Annotated in this window: 17 protein-coding genes; 4 read left to right on the plus strand and 13 right to left on the minus strand. The window is 71.8% G+C overall.

Features of this window, described 5'->3' with window-relative positions; all coding sequences use genetic code 11:
- Nucleotide 1: 1 nt before the first annotated feature.
- From WME75_RS16755 to WME75_RS16770, 4 genes are all read right to left on the minus strand, one after another.
- Entirely contained in the window at nucleotides 2-640 is a 639-nt protein-coding gene (locus tag WME75_RS16755; protein WP_437491959.1) for a BREX protein BrxB domain-containing protein, read from the minus strand.
- Complete coding sequence (locus tag WME75_RS16760; protein WP_437491961.1) at nucleotides 637-1,518, minus strand: DUF1819 domain-containing protein; 882 nt, start codon at nucleotides 1,516-1,518, stop codon at nucleotides 637-639. The genes WME75_RS16755 and WME75_RS16760 overlap by 4 nt, the downstream gene beginning before the upstream one ends.
- Complete coding sequence (gene brxE, locus WME75_RS16765; RefSeq protein WP_437491962.1) at nucleotides 1,515-2,084, minus strand: BREX-6 system BrxE protein; 570 nt, start codon at nucleotides 2,082-2,084, stop codon at nucleotides 1,515-1,517. Before brxE ends, WME75_RS16760 begins: the two co-directional genes overlap by 4 nt.
- Before the next feature lie 221 nt (nucleotides 2,085-2,305).
- Nucleotides 2,306-2,593 (minus strand): hypothetical protein, encoded by a 288-nt coding sequence (locus tag WME75_RS16770; protein ID WP_437491964.1) that lies wholly within the window; start codon nucleotides 2,591-2,593, stop codon nucleotides 2,306-2,308.
- A gap of 99 nt (nucleotides 2,594-2,692) precedes the next feature.
- Between WME75_RS16770 and WME75_RS16775 the strand changes: the two genes are divergently transcribed.
- The 3 genes from WME75_RS16775 to WME75_RS16785 are packed head-to-tail and all read left to right on the plus strand — an operon-like array spanning nucleotide 2,693 to nucleotide 8,291.
- The gene (locus WME75_RS16775; protein WP_437491966.1) at nucleotides 2,693-5,221 is read left to right on the plus strand and encodes a hypothetical protein; all 2,529 of its coding nucleotides are present in this window, start codon (nucleotides 2,693-2,695) and stop codon (nucleotides 5,219-5,221) included.
- Nucleotides 5,218-7,566 carry a glycosyltransferase gene (locus tag WME75_RS16780; RefSeq protein WP_437491968.1) on the plus strand — a complete coding sequence of 783 codons (2,349 nt, stop codon included), beginning with the start codon at nucleotides 5,218-5,220 and terminating at the stop codon, nucleotides 7,564-7,566. Before WME75_RS16775 ends, WME75_RS16780 begins: the two co-directional genes overlap by 4 nt.
- Nucleotides 7,563-8,291, plus strand: a complete 729-nt coding sequence (locus WME75_RS16785; protein WP_437491970.1) for a WG repeat-containing protein — start codon at nucleotides 7,563-7,565, stop codon at nucleotides 8,289-8,291. Before WME75_RS16780 ends, WME75_RS16785 begins: the two co-directional genes overlap by 4 nt.
- Nucleotides 8,292-8,397: 106 nt before the next feature.
- On the opposite strand, the gene WME75_RS16790 is transcribed toward WME75_RS16785, so the two are convergent.
- On the minus strand, nucleotides 8,398-9,264 hold the full coding sequence (locus WME75_RS16790) for a class I SAM-dependent methyltransferase (protein ID WP_437494849.1): 867 nt from the start codon (nucleotides 9,262-9,264) through the stop codon (nucleotides 8,398-8,400).
- A gap of 73 nt (nucleotides 9,265-9,337) precedes the next feature.
- Here WME75_RS16790 and WME75_RS16795 point away from each other — a divergent pair, with 73 nt between their 5' ends.
- Nucleotides 9,338-9,778, plus strand: a complete 441-nt coding sequence (locus tag WME75_RS16795; protein ID WP_437491972.1) for a helix-turn-helix domain-containing protein — start codon at nucleotides 9,338-9,340, stop codon at nucleotides 9,776-9,778.
- 181 nt (nucleotides 9,779-9,959) lie between these two features.
- Here the strand turns inward: WME75_RS16795 and WME75_RS16800 are convergent, their stop codons facing one another.
- From WME75_RS16800 to WME75_RS16835, 8 genes are all read right to left on the minus strand, one after another.
- Nucleotides 9,960-10,346 carry a type II toxin-antitoxin system VapC family toxin gene (locus tag WME75_RS16800; RefSeq protein WP_437491974.1) on the minus strand — a complete coding sequence of 129 codons (387 nt, stop codon included), beginning with the start codon at nucleotides 10,344-10,346 and terminating at the stop codon, nucleotides 9,960-9,962.
- A complete protein-coding gene (locus WME75_RS16805; RefSeq protein ID WP_437491976.1) occupies nucleotides 10,343-10,579 on the minus strand; it encodes a type II toxin-antitoxin system Phd/YefM family antitoxin in 237 nt (78 codons plus the stop codon). Before WME75_RS16805 ends, WME75_RS16800 begins: the two co-directional genes overlap by 4 nt.
- Nucleotides 10,580-11,332: 753 nt before the next feature.
- The gene (locus tag WME75_RS16810; protein WP_437491977.1) at nucleotides 11,333-12,979 is read right to left on the minus strand and encodes a hypothetical protein; all 1,647 of its coding nucleotides are present in this window, start codon (nucleotides 12,977-12,979) and stop codon (nucleotides 11,333-11,335) included.
- A 6-nt stretch (nucleotides 12,980-12,985) separates the two neighbouring features.
- Nucleotides 12,986-14,317, minus strand: a complete 1,332-nt coding sequence (locus tag WME75_RS16815; RefSeq protein WP_437491979.1) for a hypothetical protein — start codon at nucleotides 14,315-14,317, stop codon at nucleotides 12,986-12,988.
- Nucleotides 14,314-15,297 (minus strand): hypothetical protein, encoded by a 984-nt coding sequence (locus WME75_RS16820; protein WP_437491981.1) that lies wholly within the window; start codon nucleotides 15,295-15,297, stop codon nucleotides 14,314-14,316. Before WME75_RS16820 ends, WME75_RS16815 begins: the two co-directional genes overlap by 4 nt.
- Nucleotides 15,297-17,837 carry a type VI secretion system Vgr family protein gene (locus WME75_RS16825; protein ID WP_437491982.1) on the minus strand — a complete coding sequence of 847 codons (2,541 nt, stop codon included), beginning with the start codon at nucleotides 17,835-17,837 and terminating at the stop codon, nucleotides 15,297-15,299. Before WME75_RS16825 ends, WME75_RS16820 begins: the two co-directional genes overlap by 1 nt.
- Nucleotides 17,838-17,842: 5 nt before the next feature.
- Nucleotides 17,843-18,748, minus strand: coding sequence for a hypothetical protein (locus tag WME75_RS16830; RefSeq protein ID WP_437491984.1), 906 nt, complete (start codon nucleotides 18,746-18,748; stop codon nucleotides 17,843-17,845).
- A gap of 1 nt (nucleotide 18,749) precedes the next feature.
- Nucleotides 18,750-22,763, minus strand: a complete 4,014-nt coding sequence (locus tag WME75_RS16835; RefSeq protein ID WP_437491986.1) for a DUF6531 domain-containing protein — start codon at nucleotides 22,761-22,763, stop codon at nucleotides 18,750-18,752.
- Between the last annotated feature and the right edge of the window lie 9 nt (nucleotides 22,764-22,772).

Genomic DNA, 22,772 nt, shown 5'->3' on the forward strand with positions numbered 1-22,772 from the left:
GTCACCGGTAGATCCTTGGGCGGTAGTCGCGGTCGGCCGGGAGCACGCCCATGAAGGAGAGCCCGGTCTCGCCGACGACGTTGCCGGGATAGAGCAGCACGACCGGCACGTTCCGCGTATGCCCGGCGACGTGCTTGAGCAGCGCGGAGGTGCGGAAGAACGGGTAGAGCGACCCGGCGCGCCCGAGGAAGATCACCGTGCGATCGGGGTTACTCGAGCGCTCGTCGAGGAGGCGATCGATCTCCCGGATCACGTCCTTTGCGATGCCCTCGGGGCCCTCGAGCAGCGTGACGACGCGCTCCTTGAGCGTCCGCAGGCCGCGCCCCGGCTCGCTCGACGTGGCAAGGCGCTTCTCCCGCTGGATCATCGACTCGAGGAAATCGCTGCCCTGGGCGCGGAGCCGCGCGAGCAGGAGCGCGTTCAGCGGGATGGTGCCCGTGTTCCAGCCCGCGTCGCGGAGCGTCTCGGAGAGCTCGTGGATGGCCCGGCGCAGCTTGAACTCGTCCTCTGGGTCGTACGGCAGGATGGCGAAGTTGTAGTTGCGAACGGTGCTGATCTGGGGGCCGTCGTCGCCCAGGAGGTCCTCGCGCAACGCGTCGACTGCCCGACCGAGCTCGGTGGGGTGCTGGTAGCCGCTCATGCGCTCGCCCCGAGGTAGCGGAGCCCCCAGGCGGTCAGGCTCGGTTCGAGCCACGCGAGATCGATGACGCCTCCGAGCTCGGCGAACCGGATGCCCGGGATGCGCGCCGCGAACGAGTGGAATGCGGTCCTGGTGACGCCCAGGGAACGGAGGTAGGGGTTGTCCGTGAGCGAGCCCTCGATGCGGACGTCGCGCAGGAGGTAGAGCGCGTACCCGAGGATCGGGTCCGGCACCGGGACCTGGGGCAGCTTGCGCGGATCGCGCCGCCCGCTGACGAGCCCGACGTCGAGCGCCGTCGCGAGGAGGTTCGAGGCGAACTTGATGCAGGTGCTCGCCCCCCAGCGCCCCGCCTGGAGCCCGTCCACCCACCGGGCGACCGTGTCGCGGTCGATGGTCGTGAGGCCCTGCTCGCGGCGTGTCGGGAGCAGCTCCCCGGTGAAGCGGCGGTAGATGGGATCGGCGAGCTGGGTGTGAACGTGGCAGACGAAGGGCCGCAGGCTCGACGGCACCGTCCCGAGCCGGTGGAGCAGCGCGAGCGCCTCGGGGTAAGCGTCGAACCGCTCGATCATGTCGGTCATGACGGTGCGCACGCGCGCCTCGCTCTTCGTGCCGAACCAGCGGCGCTCGAACGCGACGCGAGCGCGGTCGGCGGCGGAGGGCCCCGCGGGCGCGGCGCCTCGATTCGCGCCGGCCGGCGGGGCCTCGCCGGCGTGCTGCCAGTAGGCGTAGCAGTCGTCGACCGCCAGCATGCAGCGCAGGAGCCGCGTGTGGACCTCCGTCGCTTCCGCTGGGCGACCGCCGCCCGGCGTCGGATCCGGCATCGAGCTCCGCGGGGCCGTCCCCGTGGGGGCCGGGATCTCGACCGACGCGGCGTTCAAGCGATCGCCTCTAGAAACGGTAGCGGGTAGCTGGCCGAGAGCGGCAGCAGGGAGGCGGCGAGGAGCGCCGCGGCCTCGACCGGCGAGGCCGCGGTGGCGTCGAGGCGCCGCCCTGCCGGTGTGACCTGCACCTTCGGCTGGCCCAGGCTCGCGAGCGTCGCCTCGAGGGTGGCCTTCGACCAGGGCCGGCCGACGAGGAACCTCGCGCCGAGCACCTCGGCGGGCGGGCGCCGCTGGTGCCGATGGTGCGCGAGCCGGTCGGCGAGCTGCTCGTCCACCGCGAAGCCGAGGTGGAACAGGCTCCAGACCGCGTCGCCGCGCGCGAGCTGCTCGCGCGCGGCCTCGTCCACGCGTCGCGCGGCCTCACGCACGAGCGCGAGGCTCGCCCAGGCCGCGGTCTTCGGGAGCAGCCGGACGAAGAGGTCGCCCCCGGCCTCGGGATCGACGAGGTCGGACCTCCACCACCCGAGGCGAGGCGGCTCCCCGGCAGCCTCCCCCGCCCACGCCACCGTGAGCTGAAGCGCGAGGATCTCGTCGAGATGGGCGGGGCTGAGGCGGTGGGACATGGCTGGAGCAGGGAACGGGCGGTTTGGCCCCGGAGCCGAGCCCCGCGGAGGTCCGCCGCCGCGTTGCGGGGAGGCTACCAGGGCGCAACGCTGCGGAACAATGGGGACGGCCTCGCTCGCGGCGACGAGGGAGGGCGGCCGGGCTCTGCGGGGCTCCGGGCGAGGTCTCGCTTGCCATGCGGGCACCGCGATGGCCGGCATTTCGCTCCTCATGGTGCCACTCAGCGTCGCTTGGCGCGGGGGCCTCCTCGGACGAAGCCGGCGAGGTCCTTGCGCATGGGGAGGAACGCACGGAAAGGTGTTCTGCCGTGCGTGTTCCGTGCGACCCTCTGCTCAGGATGCAGCTGCTTCTGCTTCACTGTCCGGAGGACGACGACAGCGCGGAGGCTCTTCGCCCTCACCTCGAGCAGGTGTGCCGCAAAGAACGCGTCGACCTGCTGGACGCCCGCATCGGGGCTGGCGAACACGTGGAGCGCGGGCTCGAAGAGCGCCTCCGCGCGGCCACGCATATCGTCGTCCTTGTCACCGCGCGGCTGCTTGCTTGGCCCTCGTGGATCCGCGTTGCCCGTCCTGCCCTTGCTCGCCGGAGGCGCGCCGAGGTCTCGCTCGTGCGGTGGAGCGCCTGCATCGACGACGAAGACGAGGTACTACGTGTCTTCCGGCCGATCCCGGCGCCTGTGTCCATCGCGACCGCCGCCGATCGCGACGCAGCGCTCGTCGAGGTCGCGCGGGGCGTCCGCGACGCGCTGCGGGCGGCTCAACACGGCCCGATGTGTGTCGACCTTGGCAACCTTCCTCCGCCTGAACAAGGGATTGTGGGCCGCGAAGACGAAAAGCGCGTGCTGGACGACGCGCTCGCCCATGGCGCCACCCACGTCGTCGTCGTGGTCGGCGAGGGGGGAGCCGGCAAGACACAGCTCGTCCGAACCTGGCTCGACGGCCTGCAACCGGCCTATGGCGGGGTCGATGCCGTGATCTCTTGTTCCATCGAAGATCAGGATCGCAGCGGCGGCCCGTGCGCGTCGGCGGCCGTGTCCGTGTTGCTCGCCGCGCTCGGAGAGAAGCCCTCGGACGACCCGCTGGAGAGCGTGAGCCGGCTGATCCGGTGCGTGCGCGGACGCCGCACGATCGTCGTCATCGACGGGTTGGAGCCGCTGCAGGATGCCCGAGGAGACCTGATCGACAAACCGATGGGGATCCTCGTCCGCGATCTGGCAGCTCAGATGAACGGCGGACTTTGCGTGATCACGACGCGCCCGCCCTTCGAGGCTCTCCAGGGTACGGGGGTCGTCCCCATTCATCTCGGCTCTCTCGACTCCACGTCAGCCATCGAAGTGCTGCGGCGCCGAGGCGTGAGCGGGTCCGACGAGCAGCTCGCGCGCGCGGCAGCTCGCCTGCGTCACCACGCACTCTCGCTCGCCCTCGTGGCCGACTACCTGAGCGAGGCGCACGGAGGCGAGATCGACGCGCTCGACCATCTCGACCTCGGCGCGGAGGATATCGACGAGCGCGGCCGGATCCACCGCATCCTGTCATTCCACGAGAAGCGTTTGAACCCCGAGGAGCGCGCCGTGCTCGGCATCGTCGCGCTCTGTGAGCGCTCTACCGAACTGGCCACGCTCGCCGATGCCGCGGCCTGGCGAGGCGTCTCGGGCTTCGCCGCGGCGCTCGGCGAAGCGTCACGCGAGCACCTGCGGCGAGCCTGCGCGCGCCTCGAGAAGACCGCGCTCCTCTTGAAGATCGCACCGGGCATATGGGATCAGCACGCCCTCGTGCGCGGCTTCTGGCGACGCCGGCTCGAGGCGGGCGATCCCGCCGGGGTCCGCGCCGCACACGAGCGCCTGTTCGAGCGGTTTCGCGACCAGGCTCCTCCCGCGGACGAGGGCGCGGTCCGGCGCGAGGACCTCGACATGCTCTATGCAGCGGTCGCGCACGGCGTCCAGGCCCAGCGATGGGCCGAGTCGTTCGATGTCTTGCACGACCGCATCCGTCAGGGGGAGCGTCACACAAGCCTCAAGCTGCACGGCGCCGTGGCGGAAGACCGGCGCGCATTTCTGGCCTTCTTCGACCGGAACACCTTCGATGTCCAGGGAGACCTCGCCTCCTCGCAGCGACACTGGCTCGAGAACAGCGCGGGAGTTCTCCTCCGCGTGCAAGGCGAGGCCTCCGACGCCGTGCGCCTCCTCGATCGCGCCGTGCGGACAGCGGTCGATGCCGGCCTCCCGGGAGGAGCGGCGGAGTCCGCGCGCAACCTGGCCTCCGTTCACTCGCTGAGGGGCAACCTCACGAAGGCGCTCGAGTCCGCGGAGAGCGCCGTGCGTTACGCCGACGCTTCTGGCGAGCTGCGTCCTCGCCTCAATGTGCGGGACTTCCGTGCTTACCTCATGCACCGGGTCGGCCGGCTGCACGAGGCCCGCGCTGCCTACGAGGAGATCGAGCAGATCCGCGATCGAGAGATCGCCGGCCAAGCGGGTGTGGCGCACTACCCGTTCGCAAACCACGCGGTGCTGCTGCTCGATCTGGATGAGATCGATCTCGCCCACGAGCGCGCGGCGCGGGCCCTCCAGCTGACCCATGGTGGCGATCCCGACGCCGGCTCGCTGCTCAACCGCGGCCTGTCCATGCGCGTGTTCGCCCGGACGCTCCTCGCGCTGGGGCGACCGGACGAGGCAGGCCAGCGGTTCGAGGAGGCCGTGTCGCTCGTCCGAGATGCCGGGCGATGGGACCACCTCGCGTCCTGTCTCGTCGACTGCGCTTCGTTCTGGGTGGCCCGGGATCTCCAGCGGGCCCGGGGGCATCTCGATGAGGCGCGCCGGATGATTGAAGGGCGTGGCTTCCGCCTCAGCGAGGTCGTCGCGGCGCTCACCACGGCCCGTGTGGCTCTCGCCGAGGACCTGCTGCCAGAGGCGGCCAAGCAGCTCGACATCGCCGAGGCGCTCCTCCGCAAGACCGGCTACCGCGTCCGTGTCCCCTGGCTCCTCCTCCTCCGCGCGCGGCTTCGCGGCGCGCAGGGTGATCACGCCGGCGCCCGCCGAGAGGCGGAGCTGGCCCGCCAGGAAGCGAGCGCGATGGGGCTGAAGAGGCGCGAATTCTGGCGAGAGCTGGACGCTTGGAGCGGTGGCAAGGAGAGCTCATGAAGATCCTGCAGGTCATCCACGGCTACCCGATGCGCTACAACGCGGGCTCGGAGGTCTACACGCAGACGCTCTGTCGCGGCCTCGCCGGCCGCCATGAGGTCCACGTCTTCACGCGCGAGGAGGACCCGTTCGCGCAGGATTACGCGCTCCGCCACGAGAAGGACACCGACGATCCGCGCATCTCGCTCCACCTCGTCAACACGCCGCGCGCTCGAGACGGCTACCGGCACGCCGGCGTCGACCAGCGCTTCGCCGAGCTCTGCGACCGGCTCCGGCCCGACGTGGTCCATATCGGTCACCTCAACCACCTCTCGACCTCGCTCGTCGCCGAGGCCGCCGGGCGAGGGATCCCCATCGTGTACACGCTGCACGACTACTGGGTGATGTGCCCGCGCGGGCAGCTCATGCAGACGCACCCAGCCAACCCCGACGATCTGTGGGCGGCGTGCGACGGCCAGGAGGACCGGAAGTGCGCCGAACGCTGCTACGCGCGCTTCTTCTCCGGGGCACCGGACGAGCGCGAGCAGGACGTGGCCTACTGGACCAACTGGGTAGCGCGCCGGATGCGTCACGTGCGTGAGATGACGGATCTCGTGGACGTGTTCATCGCGCCTGCGCGCTACCTGGAGCACCTGTACCGCCAGGCGTTCGGGCTGCCCGAGCGCAAGCTGGTCTATCTGGACTATGGCTTCGACCTCTCCCGTCTCAGCGGACGCTCCCGATCGCCCGGGGAGCCGTTCACCTTCGGGTACATCGGGACGCATATCCCGGCGAAAGGGATCCACCAGCTCATCGAGGCCTTTGGCCAGGTGAGGGGAGACGCTCGGCTCCGCATCTGGGGCCGGCCGCGCGGGCAGGACACCGAGGCGCTCCGCGCGATCGCGCAGCGACTGCCGGGCGACGCGGCCGCTCGCGTGGAGTGGCTGCCCGAGTACCGCAACAAGGATATCGTGCGCGACGTCTTCGACAGGGTCGATTGCATCGTCGTGCCCTCGATCTGGGTCGAGAACTCGCCGCTCGTCATTCACGAGGCGCTAGAGGCGCGCGTGCCGGTGATCACCGCGAACGCCGGCGGCATGGCCGAGTACGTGCACAACGAGGTCAACGGCCTCCTCTTCGAGCACCGCGATCCTGCCTCGATGGCGCGGCAGATGCAGCGCCTCGCCGACGATCCCGCGCTCGCCCGCCGCCTGGGCCAGCGCGGATACGCGCAGTCCGAGTCGGGGCACGTGCCCGACCTCGCGGGCCACATCGAGGCGATGGAGCGCATCTACGCCGACGTCATCGCCCGCCGCGACGCCGCCCGGATCGAGCCCGGCCAGGGGCCATGGCGCATCACGTTCGACACGAACCCGGACACCTGCAATCTCCGCTGCATCATGTGCGAGGAGCACTCGCCCCACAGCCCTCTCCAGGAGGCGCGCAAGGCCGCTGGAAAGCCGCGCCGGCTGATGCCGATCGAGCTCGTGCGCCGCGTGATCGCCGAGGCGGCCGGCCACGGGCTCCGCGAGGTGATCCCTTCCACCATGGGCGAGCCGCTCCTGTACGAGCACTTCGATGAGATCGCCGACCTGTGCCGGGAGCACGGGGTCAAGCTCAACCTGACCACGAACGGCACCTTCCCGCGACGGGGCGCCCGGGAGTGGGCCGAACGGCTCGTGCCGATCACCTCCGACGTGAAGATCTCCTGGAACGGGGCCACGCGGCAGACGCACGAGCTGATCATGCTCGGCTCCCGCTGGGAGGCCGTGCTCGAGAACGTGCAGGCGTTCATCGCTGTCCGCGACGCGCACGCCGCGGCCGGCGGCAACCGTTGCAGGGTGACGTTCCAGCTCACGTTCCTGGAGACGAACGTCGCCGAGCTCGCCGACATCGTGCGGCTCGCCGTCCGTCTCGGCGTGGATCGCGTCAAGGGACACCACCTGTGGGCGCACTTCGAGGAGATCGCGGCGCTCTCCATGCGCCGCGATGCCGCGGCGATCCGGCGCTGGAACGAGGCCGTGCTCGCCGCCCGGGAGGCGGCGGCGGAGCGGGCCTTGCCGAACGGCAAGCACGTGCTGCTCGAGAACCTCTTCCTGCTCGATGACTCCGCGCCCGAGGACGTGGCCCCGGGCGGCCGCTGCCCGTTTCTCGGCCAGGAGGCGTGGGTCAGCGCCGAGGGACGCTTCGATCCGTGCTGCGCCCCCGACGCGCAGCGCAGGACGCTTGGCGACTTCGGCGATCTCCACGAGGCGGGGCTGATGGAGAGCTGGAACGGAGAACCTTACCAGCGGCTGCTCAAGACGTACCGGAGCCGTGCTCTCTGCCTGGGGTGCAACATGCGGCGGCCGGCGGGGGAGCCATGAGCGACTGGCGACGTGCCCGGGTCGCCCCGGAGCGGACGCACCACGTGGTGGACGGCGAGCCGCTGTACGCGGCGCGCTTCGAGGAGGTGCTCGCGTTCCACGCCCCGGGCATCGCCCCCGTTCGGTGCGGGAGCGAGGCGTGGCACATCGATGGTCGCGGGGCGCCCGCCTACACACGGAGGTTCCGGAGGACATTCGGGTTCTACGAGGGGCGCGCCGCCGTCTCGGATCTCGAGGGCTGGTGTCATATCCTGCCGGATGGCGCCGAGCTCTATCCAGAGCGGCACTCCTGGTGCGGAAACTACCAGGGCGGCCGGTGCGCGGTCCGCGACAGCGAGGGACATTACGGCCACATCGATCTGGCCGGGCGCCCCGCCTACACGGCGCGGTGGGGCTACGCGGGCGATTACCGCGATGGCGTCGCGGTCGCACAGGGCAAGGACGGTCGCTCCACACATATCGATGCACGGGGTGAGCTCGTGCATGGTCGCTGGTTTCTGGACCTCGATGTGTTCCACAAGGGCTTCGCGCGCGCTCGTGATGAGCAGGGATGGATGCACGTGGATGACCGCGCGCAGCCCGCGTATGCGCGGCGGTTCGCGATGGTGGAGCCGTTCTACAATGGCCAGGCGCGCGTCGAGCGCTTCGATGGATCGCTGGAGGTCATCGATGAGGCCGGGGGCACGGTGACCGTGCTGCGGAGCGCGCTCGCGGCGATGTTCTGATCCTGGATCGGCCTCCGCTCACGCCCCGGCACTCGCCGCGCGGGCTCGCCCGAGGACGCTCTCGACGCGCCGCAAGAGCTGATCAGGCGGCTCTACTCCTCCTCACTCACCCTCGATCGCCTCGCGGGGTTGCGCGCGCGCTCACGAGCCAGCAGGCCGCGGTGAAGCGGGCCGCGCCATCACGGATATACGAGTCGAAGGCAGCGCGGACCGCCTCGGCCGTTCGGGCGCGCGTCGGCTCGTCCACGTCCCGCAGCGCCAGGCCCACCGGTCCGAGCTTTGTCACGTAGGTGAGCAGGTCCTTCTCCGCGACGCCGCTCGGAGCGTCGATCGGGCGAATGTCGACGTCCGTCCAGCCGCTCGCGTCCAGGATCCGCTGCACCCGGTCTCTGTCCGCGAAGGCGAATTGGCCAGGTGCGTCGGGGGCCGGAGCGGGCAAGTTGGGCAGGAAGGGCGCGGCGGCGCGGGCGGCCGTGGTCATGAATGGATTCTCGGCGGGGCTGCGCCAGGCCACGAACACAAGCTTTGCATTGCGTCGCGTGGCGCGCCTGATGTTGGCGAACGCCGCCGAAGGATCCTCGAAGAACATCACGCCGAGACGCGAGATCACCGCGTCGAAAGAGTCCGGCTCGAAGCCATGGGTCTGCGCGTCGGCCTGGACGAAGGCGGCGGAAGCCAGGCCCTCGGCGGCGGCGCGTGCCCTGGCGGCCGCCACAAGGGGCCCGGAGATATCCACGCCGAGACAGTGGCCCGCTGGCCCGAGGCGCCGCGCCATCAAAAGGGCCGTGGCGCCCGCGCCGCAGCCGATGTCGAGCACGCGGCCGCCCTCGCCGGGGAAGGCCTCCTCCAGGAGCGGCGCCTCGAGCGGCGCCAGCATGCCATCGAGCACTTCCTGCATTTCCACCCAGATGGGCCCGCCGGCATCGTTCCACAGCGCGGCCTGGTCGCGATTCGGCTGATTGGCTTCGGACATCGGAGTCTTCTTCGGCTTGCGTTCGGCGATCATGCACCCTAGTCTGCGACCTCAAGTCAACTTGAGGTCAAGGGTGATCGACCTGGATATCGCGGAGGTGGCCCGGCGCTCCGGCGTGCCCGCCTCAGCCTTGCGGTTCTATGAAGAGAAGGGGTTGATCGCTTCCACCGGGCGGCGGGGCTTGCGGCGCCTGTTCGACCCCGGGGTGCTGGAGCGCTTGGCGCTGATCGCCCTCGGCCGGGTGGCGGGGTTTTCGCTCGACGAGATCGCGCAGATGTTCGCGCCCGACGGTCGCCTGCGCGTCGAGCGGGAGCGGCTGACCGCCAAGGCCGATGAGCTGGACCGGACCATCCAGCGGCTGGGCGCCATGCGCGACGGCCTGCGCCACGCAGCGGCGTGCTCCGCGCCGAGCCACATGGAGTGTCCGCACTTCCGCCGTATCGTCCGGCTCGCCGGCGCCGGTCGTCTCGATCCGCCTGCACCGAGAGCTCCCCGGCGGAGGCGGTCCACTTGAGCCCGGCCGGGGGCCGCCAGCGCGACGGCGACCGCCGGCGCGCAGCGGGTCGCTGGGACCGGCAGGCCAGGTGCTGCACGCGTCCGGGTTGCCGGCGGCGATCCCATGGCGGTTGCATCACCCGCCGCCAAGGAGCTCATCGTGTCCTTCGCCGCGGCGGTGGCTTGAACGAGGTCAGGCATCAGCCGATGCGCTTGATGCCGTAAGCGTCAAAGACGACGTCCTGGCTCACGATGGGGATGTCTTCGACGAGCGCCTGCGCGATCATGAGGCGGTCGAAGGGATCGCGGTGATGGAATGGCAAGTCGCTCACGCGCGCGACGTGCCGCAACCTTATATCGAGGAGCTCGATGTCGTTCACCGCCATGTGATGCTGGAGGAACGCCCCGATATCGCCGGGGATCGACAGCTTGCCGAGGCTCACCTTGATGGCGATCTCCCAGGGGCTCGCCACGCTCATCACGAGCTCGTTCGTGGGCTCCTCCAGCGAGCTCTTCGCTGCGGGGCTGAGCTGCAGATCGTTCGCGAGGAACCAGAGAAAAATATGCGTATCGACGAGCAGCTTCACCGCTCGTACTCCGCGAAGTCGTCGAGAGGCGCGTCGAAATCCGGAGCCATCCAGATCTCCCCGGCGGCCCCGCCGGCCTTCCGCCGCTTTCCGGGGGTCCCGGCAGGCGTCGGCACGGGAACGAGCTGCACCGCAGCCCCGCCGTGCACGATCACGACCGCCTCCCCGCCGCGCGCGGCGCCCATCAGCTCGTCGAGGCGGGCGACCGCTTCATCCAGCGTGACTTGCACCATACCGCCTCGAGGATATCGCGGCGATCGCCGGGTCGGAACGAGAAACGCGCTGCTCTGCCGATGCGCGGTGAAGCTCGTCCTGAAAATTTCGCAATTCCTTCGTCATCTCGGTGGCCAGGGGCGCTTGCGACTCCGCATCCACCTGACTTTCCTCGTCGCGGCTGCGTCACAGGACGACGTCCGAGCTGCTCGAGGACAGCGGTGCGATCCGGCCGGCTCGCTGCTCTCCCGGCCTGAACAGCGCGTGAGCATCGAAGTCCACGAGCGCCTTCGAGCAGGGCTGCGCGAGATAGCGTTTGCGCGCTGGCCGCCCACGCCGTGCTGCGAGCCTCCTCCGTCCCAGCTGCCTGCCAGGCCGCGACAGGTCTCGAGCCTTCGCCGCGCGCTCCGCGATCCGCCGACGAGCATCCGGGACCCCCGGCGCACGCGCCGGAATGCGGTCCGGAAGGGGTCTCGAGCCCGCGCGAGCGCTCTGAATTGCGATCCGGAGGGGTCCGGACCCCCCATCTGGCACAAAATCATGCGCTTCGAAGGGGCAAATGGCACAAATTTGCGCAATTTCGAGCGTTTTTTGGCACAAATTCTGCCGGATAGACGCTCGGCGGAGCGCTTCGGAGGGGTCCGGACCCCGGTGTGTCGCAATGCATTGCGGTTGAGCCAGTGCTCGACCCCCCTCCGTTGGCACAGATGGAGGCTGGCTGGCACATCTCTCCCGCGTAGGATGGGCGTGCTGACCTCTCCCGGGGGACAGGCTTACGGCCTGCTCGTGCTCCGGAGGCGCCACGCCCGGTACGAGCCGCACGCCGCCTCGAACGCGCTGCGCTCGGCGGGGTTCTGGACGAGCCTCGCCGTCCAGGTGGCGTCGACGAGCGTCCTCTGTGCGGGGGTGAGGCCGTAGCGACGCAGCGTCTCCGGGGCGCGCTCGGGCTCGAGCGCGAGGTCGACGGTGAGCGACGCGTACTGCTCGAGCGAGAACTGGACCGGCCCGCTGGCGGCTCCGTCCGCGGCCTTCGCGGCCGCCGCGGGGGCGCCGGCGGGCGGAACCGGGCGCGAGGCCGGCGCCGACGGGGGCCCGGGGCTCACGAACGGCAGCGGGTCCGCGCTCTTGCCGCCCGGGCGCGCGGCCGCTCCCGGAGCGACGGTCGCCCCGTGATCGACGCTCGCCCTGCGACCGCCTGTCGGCCTCGACGGGGGCGAGGAACCGGCGATGAACGGCAAGACCGGCGACATCACGACGTCTCTCGGATCGACGGTGCTGCCGAAGTCGACGCGCGACACCGCCGCGGCCGGAGGCGCCTTCGCCTGCGCGATCGCCGGCGATGGCGTGGCCGAGCTGGCCGGAGCGCGCTCGCCCGCCTTGGTGCGGGCCGCCTGATAGCGCGTCACCACGGCCTTCACGCGACCCTGGAGCGCGGGATCGGCGCTGATGCGACCCTGCCAGTACTGGAACGCCTGCGCTCGCTGCGGGGGCGTCAGCCGGTGCTTCTCGCAGAGCTGCGCCTCCGTCATGCCGAAGAGCGTGTGGTCGGCGAGCATCACCGCATACCGCTCGAGCGGGATGGGCGGCGGTGACGCCTCCGCCGGCGCCTGGCCCTGCGGGGCGGGGTCCTGGAACGGCAGGCCGTCCGTGAACGGGACGGCCGCCATCGCCGTGGTCGCGCCCTTGCGAGCCCTCGCGGGCTGGGCGCGCTCCTCGCGCATCGACGGAGGCGAAGGCGGCTCCACGATCGGGCGCGCGACCTGGGCCGGCACCATCGCGGGCGGCTGCACGGCCGGCGGCGCCCCGACCGGCGGCATCCCGACCGGCGGCATCCCGACCGCCGGCGTCCCGACCGCCGGCATCCCGACCGCCGGCGCCCCGACCACCGGCGCCCCGAGCGCCGGCCCCCCGACCGCCGGCGCCTCCACCGCCGCCGCGGCGAGCAGCGGCGACGGCGTCCGCGTCAGGGTCGGACATTCCTCGAGCGGCCCCTCCATGTGGCTCCGGAGCGTCGCGGCGAGCGCCTCGTCCGCCAGGACCCGGTTCGCCCAGCTCGCCTCGAGGCTCGCGTACGCCGCGAGCGGGAGCTCGTGGCGCGAAAGGAACGCGACAGGCTCCGCCGCGGTCACGAAATGCCGGCGAAAATGGGCCCACGCGAGCACGTCCGACGCGATGGGCTCGAACGTCGGCTCGAACCGCCGCTTCGCGGCCAGCAGGGCGGTGTCGAACGCCACAAGCACCTCGAGATCCGAGGCGGCGCTCTCGTCGATCCTCGCCTGCCAGTGCTCCGACGCCCGCTCCCACGCCGCTGCAGGCACGCCGGCGTGAGCGAGCGCCCGCCACAGGTCGAGCCCGGCCCCGAGCCCGGCCATCACGGCAGCATACGACTCCAACGAGATGACCGTCTCCTGGTTCGACATAAGCCCTCAGCGCGCCAGGCGAGCCAGATCCGACAACGCACCTTCCAGCGTCGCCCCGAACGCATCCCACGCCACCTGCGCCGGCCTTCCGGCCCGCGCGAGCAGCTCGTCGGCGCGCACGCGCACGGCCCCGGCCGACAGATCCGGGCGCCGCATCTCGGCGATCACCGATCGCGGAGAATGAGGCTCGCCCCCCCGGAGGCGCGCCGCCTCGGCGGCCGCGGGGAGCGCCGCGATCGCCGCCTCCCACGCCGCCACGGTGGGCGCCGCGACGCGGTCGCCCAGGGCCGTCACGAGCGCGCCGTGCGCGTCCTCGTCGAGCTCGTCGCTCCCCAGCTCGGCGAGGAGGCGCGGAAACAAGGACGGCAGCCCGATCCGCCCCATCGCGTCGAGCGAGCCCGGGGTCGAGGGAATCCCCGCCGCGAGGTCGCGCGCGAGCTCGCCATCGCCCGCGTAGCCCGCGAGCGCGATCACGTCGAGCGCGTGCGGCCCGAGCGCGGCCAGGGCGCGAGGATCCCTCCTCCGCACCCGGTCGAGCGGCTCGAGGTCCCGCTGCAGCATCCGCGCGCGCGCCACCTCGTACGCGAAGGCAGGGCTCTCCACGTCGATCCACGAGGCGCGCGCCGGCGCGGGGCGCGCGGGGTCGAGCGGCGTGCGCGCGAGGTACCGCTCGACCGCCGCCTGGACGAGCGGGCTCCGCACCCGCGCCAGCGCGGCGAGCGCCTCGCCCGGGAGCTCGCCAGGCGGCGTCATCTCCAGCGCGATCCCCGCGAGCACCGGCTGCTCCACGCTCGCCGCCCAGCGCCGCGCGCGATCGCGCAGATCCTCGCTCGGCTGGGTCGCGATCGCCTCCGCGATCTCGAGCACGCCCCCGTACGTGGGGAACGCCGCGCCGTCGAGCGACGCGAGCCACCCCTCGAACGCGTCCTCCACGCCCGCCGCTTCAAGGCAGCCGAAGAGGATCGCCAGCGCCCACGCCGCGCCGGGGTGCTCGAGGTCCGCCTCGCCCGCGAACGCGGCGAGCTCCGCGGGCGTCAGGCCGGCCTCGGCGAGCGCGTCGATGTGCGCGAGGAGGCGGCGCGCGACCTCGGGCCGCTCGAGGTGCGGCCCGGCCCGATGATCGGCCCCCAGCGCGACCGCCCGCTCCAGGAGGCCGGTCCGCACGTGCTGCTGCCACAGCGCCGCGGACAGCCCCGCCGCCCGCCCGGCGTCGAGGCGGACCTCTCCCTGCCAGTCGAGCGCGCCCAGATCCCGCTCCGCAGGCGGCGGATCCCGCCCGGCGAGGGGCGCGGCGGGGACCACCCGCTGGAGCCCGATAGACGCCTTCCGGACGCTCATGACCGCTCGTCCCCCACGAGCGCGGCGCCCACGGTCCCGTCGCCCGACCGCGCCCAGGCGAGCGCCACGCGGCCGCCGACCTGCCCGGCGCCGGCCGGCCCGGGGAGGGGGAGCCCGTGCCGCAGCCAGGCCAGCGCGAACACCGCCGACATCAGGCCCGCGGCGCTGCCGAAGAGGCCGATCTGCCCCTCGAAGCTCGGCATCTCGGCGCGCTCGAGCCGCGCACGGTGCCGCACCGACGCGAGATGGAAGTCGCGGATCCGGAGCGGATCCACGTCGAGCGGCCCGACCACCAGCGGCACCGACGGGCGGAGCCGGAGCGCCGCGAACACGCGCGTGAGCGCGGCGCCGTCCGTGGGCAGATCGTTGTCGTCCCGCGCGTCGCTCTCCGCCGCGGCGTACGAGTGCACCTTGCCCGCGAGCGGCGCGCCCTGACCCGCGCCCGCGACGAGCCGCACCGCGGCCGCGCCCTCCGAGGGGGGCAGGGGATTGCGCGTGAAGGCGGAATAGCGCTGCTCCAGCCACCGCTCGAGGTCCTGCCGCCGGATCTGCGAGTCGACGGCGAGCACCACCACCTCCGGCTCCCTCCGGAGCAGCTCGTGCGCCTCCTGCAGCGCCGGCACGTACGCCGCCGCCCCCGAGCGCCGGCTCACGACGGTGTGGCCCGCGAGCGTCAGGAACCGCGCGACGTCCGCCTCGCCCTCGAGCGCCTCCGGGGGCGCGACGAGGAGGATCGGCGTGCTCCTCGACGCGGGCGCCGCGCGCGCCAGCGCCTGCTTCGCGAGCAGGCGGATGCGCGACGACCACGGGCGCGAGGGGGCGATCCACGGGCAGTGGTGGACGGGGAGGGCCTCGCCGTCGCGCGTCGTGAACGCGCCGCCCGCGTGCGGGTTGACCTCCGCCCGGTGGAAGAAGACATGCTCGCTCGGGCTCAGCCCGAGCGGCGAGACGAGGGAGATCTCCGCGACGCCGAGGGCCATCAGCCGGCGCTCTCCTTGCCTGTGTGCTGGGTCTTGCCGTTGATGGTGATCGTCGCGGACTCGAGGGTGAGGCCGCCGCCGTGCACCGAGACCGTGGACGCGCCGTCGCCCACGTCGAACACAACGGTGCCGCCGTCGAGGGTGAGGGGACCGCCCGCCTGGATCGACAGCGCGCCGCTGGCCTTCACCGCGAACTCGGCGCCCGCGTCGAGCCGGATGGCGCCGCCCGCCTTGAGGGTGTGGGCGGTCTTGACGTTGCGCCCGAGCCCGGCGGTCGCCCGCAGGGAGGTCGCCGCCGCGGTGTCCGACGAGGCGGCCATCGTGAGGCGCGAGATGCGGACCGCCGACGTGGCGTGGCTGCCCCCGATCGCGAAGCTCGAGGCGCCGAGGGTCGTCCACTTGAGCGCCCCCGGCGTCTGGATGGCGTGGATCGCGCCGATCACCTCGGTCACCGCGCCGTTCACGACAAGCTTGCGGTGCCCCGGCGCGGCGGCCGCGGCGCCCGCGCCGGCGCCTCCGGGGCCCGCCGCGCCGCCGCCGCCCTGCTGCTCGGCCGCGCGTTGCTTGGCCTGCTCGGACCACGGCGTGAGGCCGGCGCTGTCGGCCGCCGCGACGATGGCGTCGCCGCCGGGGATCCGGCCGGCGACCTCGCCGAGGCCGGTCTGCACAGCGGCCGTCGCGAGGCCGCTCAATCCGCCGTTCCGGTATCCATTGCCCAGCGCCTTGCCCCACGAATAGCCCTTCGTGAGGGCGGTGCCGACCCCGGGGATCTGTCCGACCCCGGCCAGCACCGCCGCCTCGGCGAAGCCCTTGAGTCCGCTGATCGGATCGCCCACCTGCTCGATGAGGTTGGCGCCGATCGAGACGGTCTCGCTCCCCACCTTCGTCGTGCCGGTGGCGTTGATCGTGATGTCCTGATTGCCGCCCACCGAAGCCGTCTGGCGATCGACGCCGACCGTCCACGCGTTCTCGAGCGACAGCGTCTCATTGCCGCCGATCTGCCACGATTGCGCGCCCTTGATGTGGATGTTCTCGAACCCCACGGTCTGGTTCTGCATGTCGGCGCCGACGGTGGTCGTCTTGCCGAAGCCGGCGCTCCAGACCATGTGCTGCCGCCCCGCGGCGTCCTCCAGCGAGATCATGTTGGCCTTGCCGCCGCCGGGAGAGCTCACGGTGCCGATCGCGGTCATCGTCTTGTTGGCGGGCAGGCCGAACGCGGGCAGCTGCCGGCCGTTGAAGGAGCGCCCGAGCACGTAGGGCCGATCGGGGTCGCCGTCCTCGAAGCCGACGAGCACCTCCCAGCCCACGCGCGGAAGGAGCATGGAGCCCGGGAGATTGGCCTGCATCACGCGGATCGGGAGGCTCGATGTCCCGTCCCTCGGGCCCCCGCGGTCCCAGGGGAACGTGACGCGCACGCAGCCGGCCGCGTCGGTGTGGATCTCCTCGCCGCTCGAGCCGGTCACCGTGGCGCTCTGGATGCCCGGGATGCGCGGGCGCGGGGTGACGCGCGGGAGCCGGTACGGCACGCCGAGCGGGATCGCCCTCACGTGCAGCCTGCCTTCGGGCTCACCCGCTCTCCAGGTGAGCGAGGTCTCGACGACGAAGTACTTGCCGCTCGGCGAGACGCCCACCGAGAGCGCGGCGTCGGCCTCGAGCTGCACGCCGGGGCGGAGCTCGAGGGCGGTCGTGTCGAACTCGAGGACATCGGCGTCGGCCCGCAGCGCCTCGAGTCGCAGCCGCGCCTCGCGCTGCCCCTCGTCCTCGGTGCGGAACCGGCCGGGCGCCTCGTAGACCTCCACGGCCTTCTCCGGATCGAGGCCGCCCTCGGCCTTCGCCTCCAGCTTCACGGCCGGCTTGGCCGGGTCGTGATCGCGCAGGGCCACCTTGCCGGGGCGGCGCCTGCGGATGTGCCTGGCGGCGAAGGCCACGCGTTTCCCGGGGTAAAGGCCCGATTCATCGACGAACATCAAGGGCTCCGGCAGGGCCTCGGGCGCCGCTTCGGACCTGTCGCAGAGGACGAACGCGTCGAAGCCCTCCCTGGGATCGAACCGGAAATAAAGGCCCTCTTCCTCGCAGATCCGGCGAAGGAAGACGTCGTCGGTCTCGTTCCACTGGGTGACGTGCTCGCGCTCCGGCGGCGGCTGCGCCTCGTTCACGAAGGCGTCGCCCTGGATGCCGGCGCCGGCGAGGAGCTCCTCCACGATCGCCGCGGCGGTCGTCCTGCGGAACACCCGCGCGTCCTTGCGCAAGGTGAGCCACTCGATGGCCGAGCGGAGGTCGATCGTATAGAGCCGCTGCGCGCCCGGGTCGGCGGTGGCGACCGCGGCGAGGCTCGCGACGACGCCGTGGTGCACCGCGATCGCGCCGTCGTCGCCGGTGATCTCGATCCGCGCGGGCGTCCCGAGGAGGGCCTCGCCATCGAGCGGCTCGGGCGCGGAGACGTCGACCTCGGCGCGCGTCGCGCGGCCGAGCGCGCTCACGAGGTGGAGCTCGATGGTGTGCGTCGTCGCCGGAGGATCGAGGGAGAGGGTGACGTGCATGGGAGTCAGCCAAGCCTTCTTCGTTCGGCCTTCGGGGGCCGCACGAGGAGCGCGTCCAGCGCGGGACCGAAGCAACGCCAGCTGTGCTGCTCCCGCCGCCAGAGCTGGCCATCGCCGGTGAGGACATAGCCGGTGGCGCCGAGCGACCCGCTCGTCCGCCGATCCTCCTCCGCGAAGAGCTCTTCCTCCTGAAGATCGCGGTCGAGCCGAGGCCGCACCTGGTACAGGGGACCGAGGTGCTCCCCGGTCGCGCGGCAATAAACCCTGTACCGGTCGGGGTAGCCCGCCGGAAACGCGGCCTCCAGGCGCGCCGTGGAGACGCCGAGGCGCGAAGGCGGCCAGTGGCCCGCGGCGACGAGCGTATCCCTGGCAAAGCCGGGCGCCACGAGCTCCGCGGCGAGCCGGAGAGCGGTCAAACTGCCGCCGTGGAACGCCGCGCTTACCTGGACGAGCGCGCTCCTCAGCAGCGGCTCCAGGTGCCTGTCGCGCGTCACACGGCTCAGCGCCCACCAGTCGATCAGCCGGAGCCATTCCGCGCTCTGAAAGCGTCGGTCCACCGACCGGAGCTCATGGAGAGCCCGTCCGAGGGGCGATCTCGGCGAGATCCGCGGCGCGAGGGATTGCACGTGCGCTCGGTACTCCCGGAACGTCCTCGGCCGCGCCACGCCATCCCATGGGACATCGTCCGTTGTGACCTCATGCGGATGACCGATCACCCGGCTCCCCTTCAGCACCACCTCGCACTCGCGAGGCCCGTACGTGAGGAACTGAACCTCGTTGGGAGGGTCGGACAGCTCGCCGCCCGTGTAGAAGAAGTCCGGGAAGCCAAGCTCCTGGTAGAGCTCGATCTCCGGCGCGCGGCGCGCGGCGAGCTCGTTCATGAATTCGACGGTGGGTTGCGGTAAGAGCATGTCAGTGGCCCTTGTGGGCGATGAGCCTCGCCAGAGCGGCCCTGACCTGCTCCATCCTCGCGGCCAGGGCCCTGTCGTTCGGGGTCCCTGTCGAGGCGCGCTGGATGCCCTCGGTGAGGTTCCGGAGCAGCTGCCATCGCCAGCTCGCGTCGGTCCTCAGCCGCTCGTTCGCGGCGTTGATCTGATCCTGCACCGGTCCGGGCCTCCTCTCCGTGCCGGTCACCCGCTCGAAGGTGACGTTGCCCCTGCCGTCGGTCCGGACGCCCAGCTCGACGCCCGGATTGCCGGTGTAGAAGTGCGTGCCTTTCCCGTCGTTCCAGTCGCTTGTGCCGGCGGAGTGCGGCTGCCAGGGATCATACGCCAGACCCAGAGGATCCAACGTTTGGGTTGGCGCCCCGCCGAACGCCATCAGGTTCAACCCGCCATGGACGTTGATGGGATCCGGCGAGAGCCATCTCCCGCGGGCCGGCTCGAAGTACCGGAACCTCGTCGAGCACAGGCCCGTCTCGTCGTCCGCGACCTGGCCGAGGAGCCGGAACGGGCTCTCCACGGGCAACGTGTGCGGATCCCGCTCGACCGACACGACGTCACCCCACGCGCCGTGCTGCGCCCGCCACGCCACGCGCCCGCGCTCGTCCACGAGCTCCGTCGGCGTGCCGACCTGGTTGACGACGACGCCGAAGACCGTGCCCTGCTCGACCTGGAGCAGCGGCGTGAAGCTGCCCGGATCGTGGACGTGCACCCGGGCTCGCTCCCCCTGCGCCGTGACGTGTCTCTCCTCGCAGACGACGTCGCCGTCCCACCGGAAATCGATCGACGCTTCCACCGGGGCGCCTCCGCTCGCGCCGCCCGCCAGGGCCGCGTCGAGGGCCGCGCCGTCCCATGCAGAGAGCACGGTCTTCCGGACCCGCCGGCCAAAGGCGTCGTACGTGAAGCGCACCCGCCTGCCGTCGGGGAGGACGACCTCCCTGAGCCGATCCTTTGTGTCCCACCCGTAGAGCGTCACCCTCTCGCCGCCGCCACCGGCCCCGTCTTTCTCGATGCGCTGGATACGCCGGCCGCGACCGTCGTGAAGATAGCGCGCGCCGCCCGCCGCTCTCAGCACGTTCCCCGGGCCGAGCGACCAGCGTTGCGCGAGATCCGGTGATCCAGCGCCGCGCACCGCGCCGACGAGCGAGCCCGTGGGGTCGTACGCGAACGCCTCCCGGCGCTTGCCGCTCGCCGCCTCCAGCAGCTGATCCGCGCGATCGTAGCGGTACGTCGTTGTGGCGCCGCCCTGGCCGTCAGGCCCGTCGCTCACCGACGTCAGGCGGCCTGCCGTGTCGTAATCATACCGCCGCCTCACGGCCAGCCGTGCGGCGCCCGCCGCCCCCGTGGAGATCACCTGCTGCTGCACGAGCCGCCCCAGGACGTCGCGGTCCTGATCGATCCGCCATGCGCCGAAGTCGCGGCGCCGCTCCTGGCCCTCCCCGTCGCGCTCAATGGATATCGCTCGTCCCTCGTGCGTGATCCCCACGAGCAGATCGTCGTCGTCATAGCGGTACTCCGTCCGCTCGCCTCCCGGCGCGACGCGCGCCGTGCGCCGGCCGCAGGCGTCGTACTCATACCGGACGGTGCGCCCGTCCTGGTGCTCGGCGATGACCTGTCCCAGCCTGTCCCGCTCGAGCTCCGTCACCACCTTCGCCGTCGCGTCGGCGCAGACCGCGCGCACGATCCGCCCGAGCGCGTCCCGCTCGAACGTGATCTGCACGTCGGGCCCGCGGTCCTCCACGACATTTCCGAGCTTGTCGTAGCCGAATTCCCGCCACTCGCCGTCGGGATAGTCGATCCGGGTGACCCGCCCCCCGCGATCGTGGCGGTACGTGATCAGCCGGCCATCGAAGGTCCGCTCCGACACAACGCGATCGGCGCGGTCGTACTCCAGGCGATAGCGCTCGAGCAGCGCGTTGATGATCTCGACCGGGCGCTCGTCGGCGTCATGCAGGAGGGCGACCACCTGCCCGTCCGGCGGGACGATCTTCGCCAGGTGCCCTGTTCCGCTGTACTCGAAGCGGGTGGTCCTGCCGGCCGCGTCGGTCGTGCTCGTGACGTTTCCCACCGGATCATACGTCACCGCCAGGCGCGTCCCGTCGGCCCGCACCCTGGCCAGCACCTGGCCGAGCCGATCGCGCTCGGTGTGCGTGACCTGGCCCGACGCCTCGACCCGCGCCACGGGCCTGCCGAGCGCGTCGTGGTGGAACCAGGTCGTCTCGCCGCGCCCCGAGGTCTCGGACGCGACGTTCCCGTGCTCGTCGTAGGTGAACGTCGCGAGCGTGCCGTTCGGGCCAAAGGCGCCGGCGACGCGCCCGTCCGTGTCGCGCGCCAGGCTGAAAGACGCGCCGGTCGGGAGCGTGACGCTCACAAGCGCGCCGCGGTCGTCGTACCCGTAGCGCGTCTCCAGGCCCGCCGCGTCGACCCGCCGCACCGGCGCGTCGCCCTCGATCTCCCACGCGGTGACGTTGCCCGCGGGGTCGGTCTCCTTCACAAGGTTCCCGCGCGTGTCGTGCTCGTACGTCATCGCCTCGCCGGCGGCGTTGCCCCGGCGGATCAGGAGTCCGTCCTCGTCGCGCCCGCGCTCCGACGCCCAGCCGCCGTCGAACGTCTCCTCGCGCACCACGATGCCGTCCTTCACGTGATATCGCCGCGCGCGGCTCGTGCCGTGGGTCCGCACCTCGCCCGTGTCGTCGTCGGTCGTCAGGCGGACGTCGTGCAAGCCCCCGTCGCCCCAGGTCCGCACGCACCGGCCTGTCTCCTCGTCGTACTCGTACTGGAACGAGATGCCGTTGCGCGCGGTCGTCTTCACCATCCGGTGCAGGCCGTCGTATTCCCATCGCTTGATGTGCGAGAGCGCATTTGTGTGCGACGCGAGCGTGCCCTCGACGTGATAGTCGTAATCGAACCAGGTCTGCAGCGCGGGCGCCTCCTCGCTCCCCGGGGCGCGCGCCCAGACCTCGACCCGGACCACCCGGTCTCGCTCGTCGCTCATCACGCGGACGTCGCGACCGCAGCTGTCGGTCATGCGCGCGAGCACGCTCCCGCGGTACTCGAGCTCGATCCTGTGGCCGTACGGGTCGGTGATCGAGACCAGCGCGAAGCGGCCGTCCGGCAGCGCGCTGAACTCGCGGACGAGCCGGTCGTCCAGGCTCCGGATCAGGTAGCGCTTGCCGGCCGCGCGGAGCTCGAGCCGCCGGCCGCGGTGAAAGCTGGCCTCGTCCGGCGCGGGGACCGCGAAGTCGACCGGCAGCCCCTCGGCGTCGTGGAGCCGGATCACCTGCTCGCCCGGCTGCACCCACTGCTCGAAGGAGTGCACCCAGCCGCCCTTGCCGAGCGCCGTCCGCCGCTTGGGATAGCCGGACGAGTACGTCCGCCGCCATACGAGCTCGATCGGGCCCGGCAAGGTCAGGTCGGCGCCGTCGTCGACGACGAAGCCGGTGCCGACGTCGATCGGATCGCCGACGTTCGTCTGGTTCGCGCGCTCCGGGTGGAACGCTCGATAGTACTCCTCGTTGACCGCGTGCGCCTTCGCGGTCGACTTCGACGCCCGCGCAAAATCGACCTTGTTCAGCAGGGGAACGACCATCTGGGCGATCTGCTGCTGGGCGGTCAGGACGTTCATGTTCACGAGATCGCCCGTGCCGCACACGTTCTTGCCGGCCGCCTTCACGACCATCGAGCCGGTCCGCATGACGGCGATCTTCGTGTCGGCGTGCGTCACGAGGTCGCCGCCGGCGGTCTTCGACGGCGCGTTCGCGGGCGGGTCGACGTCCATCTGGCTGCCCTCGACAAGCGCCTGCGTGTCCCAGATCCAGTAGCTTGAGTTGTGCTCGGTCCCGCTCTTGTTGGCGGTGCGCGCCGTGTACACGAAGGGCGTCGGGACGGGGGGCGCCGGCGGGCTGACCGGGCTGATCGCGCCCGGGGCGACCGCGCCGTGGCCGCTCTTCTTTGTGGCGATCTCCTTCTTGCCGACGCTGCTCATGGTCGCTCC

The organism is Sorangium sp. So ce1014, from assembly GCF_051521505.1.
GTDB lineage: Bacteria > Myxococcota_A > Polyangia > Polyangiales > Polyangiaceae > Sorangium.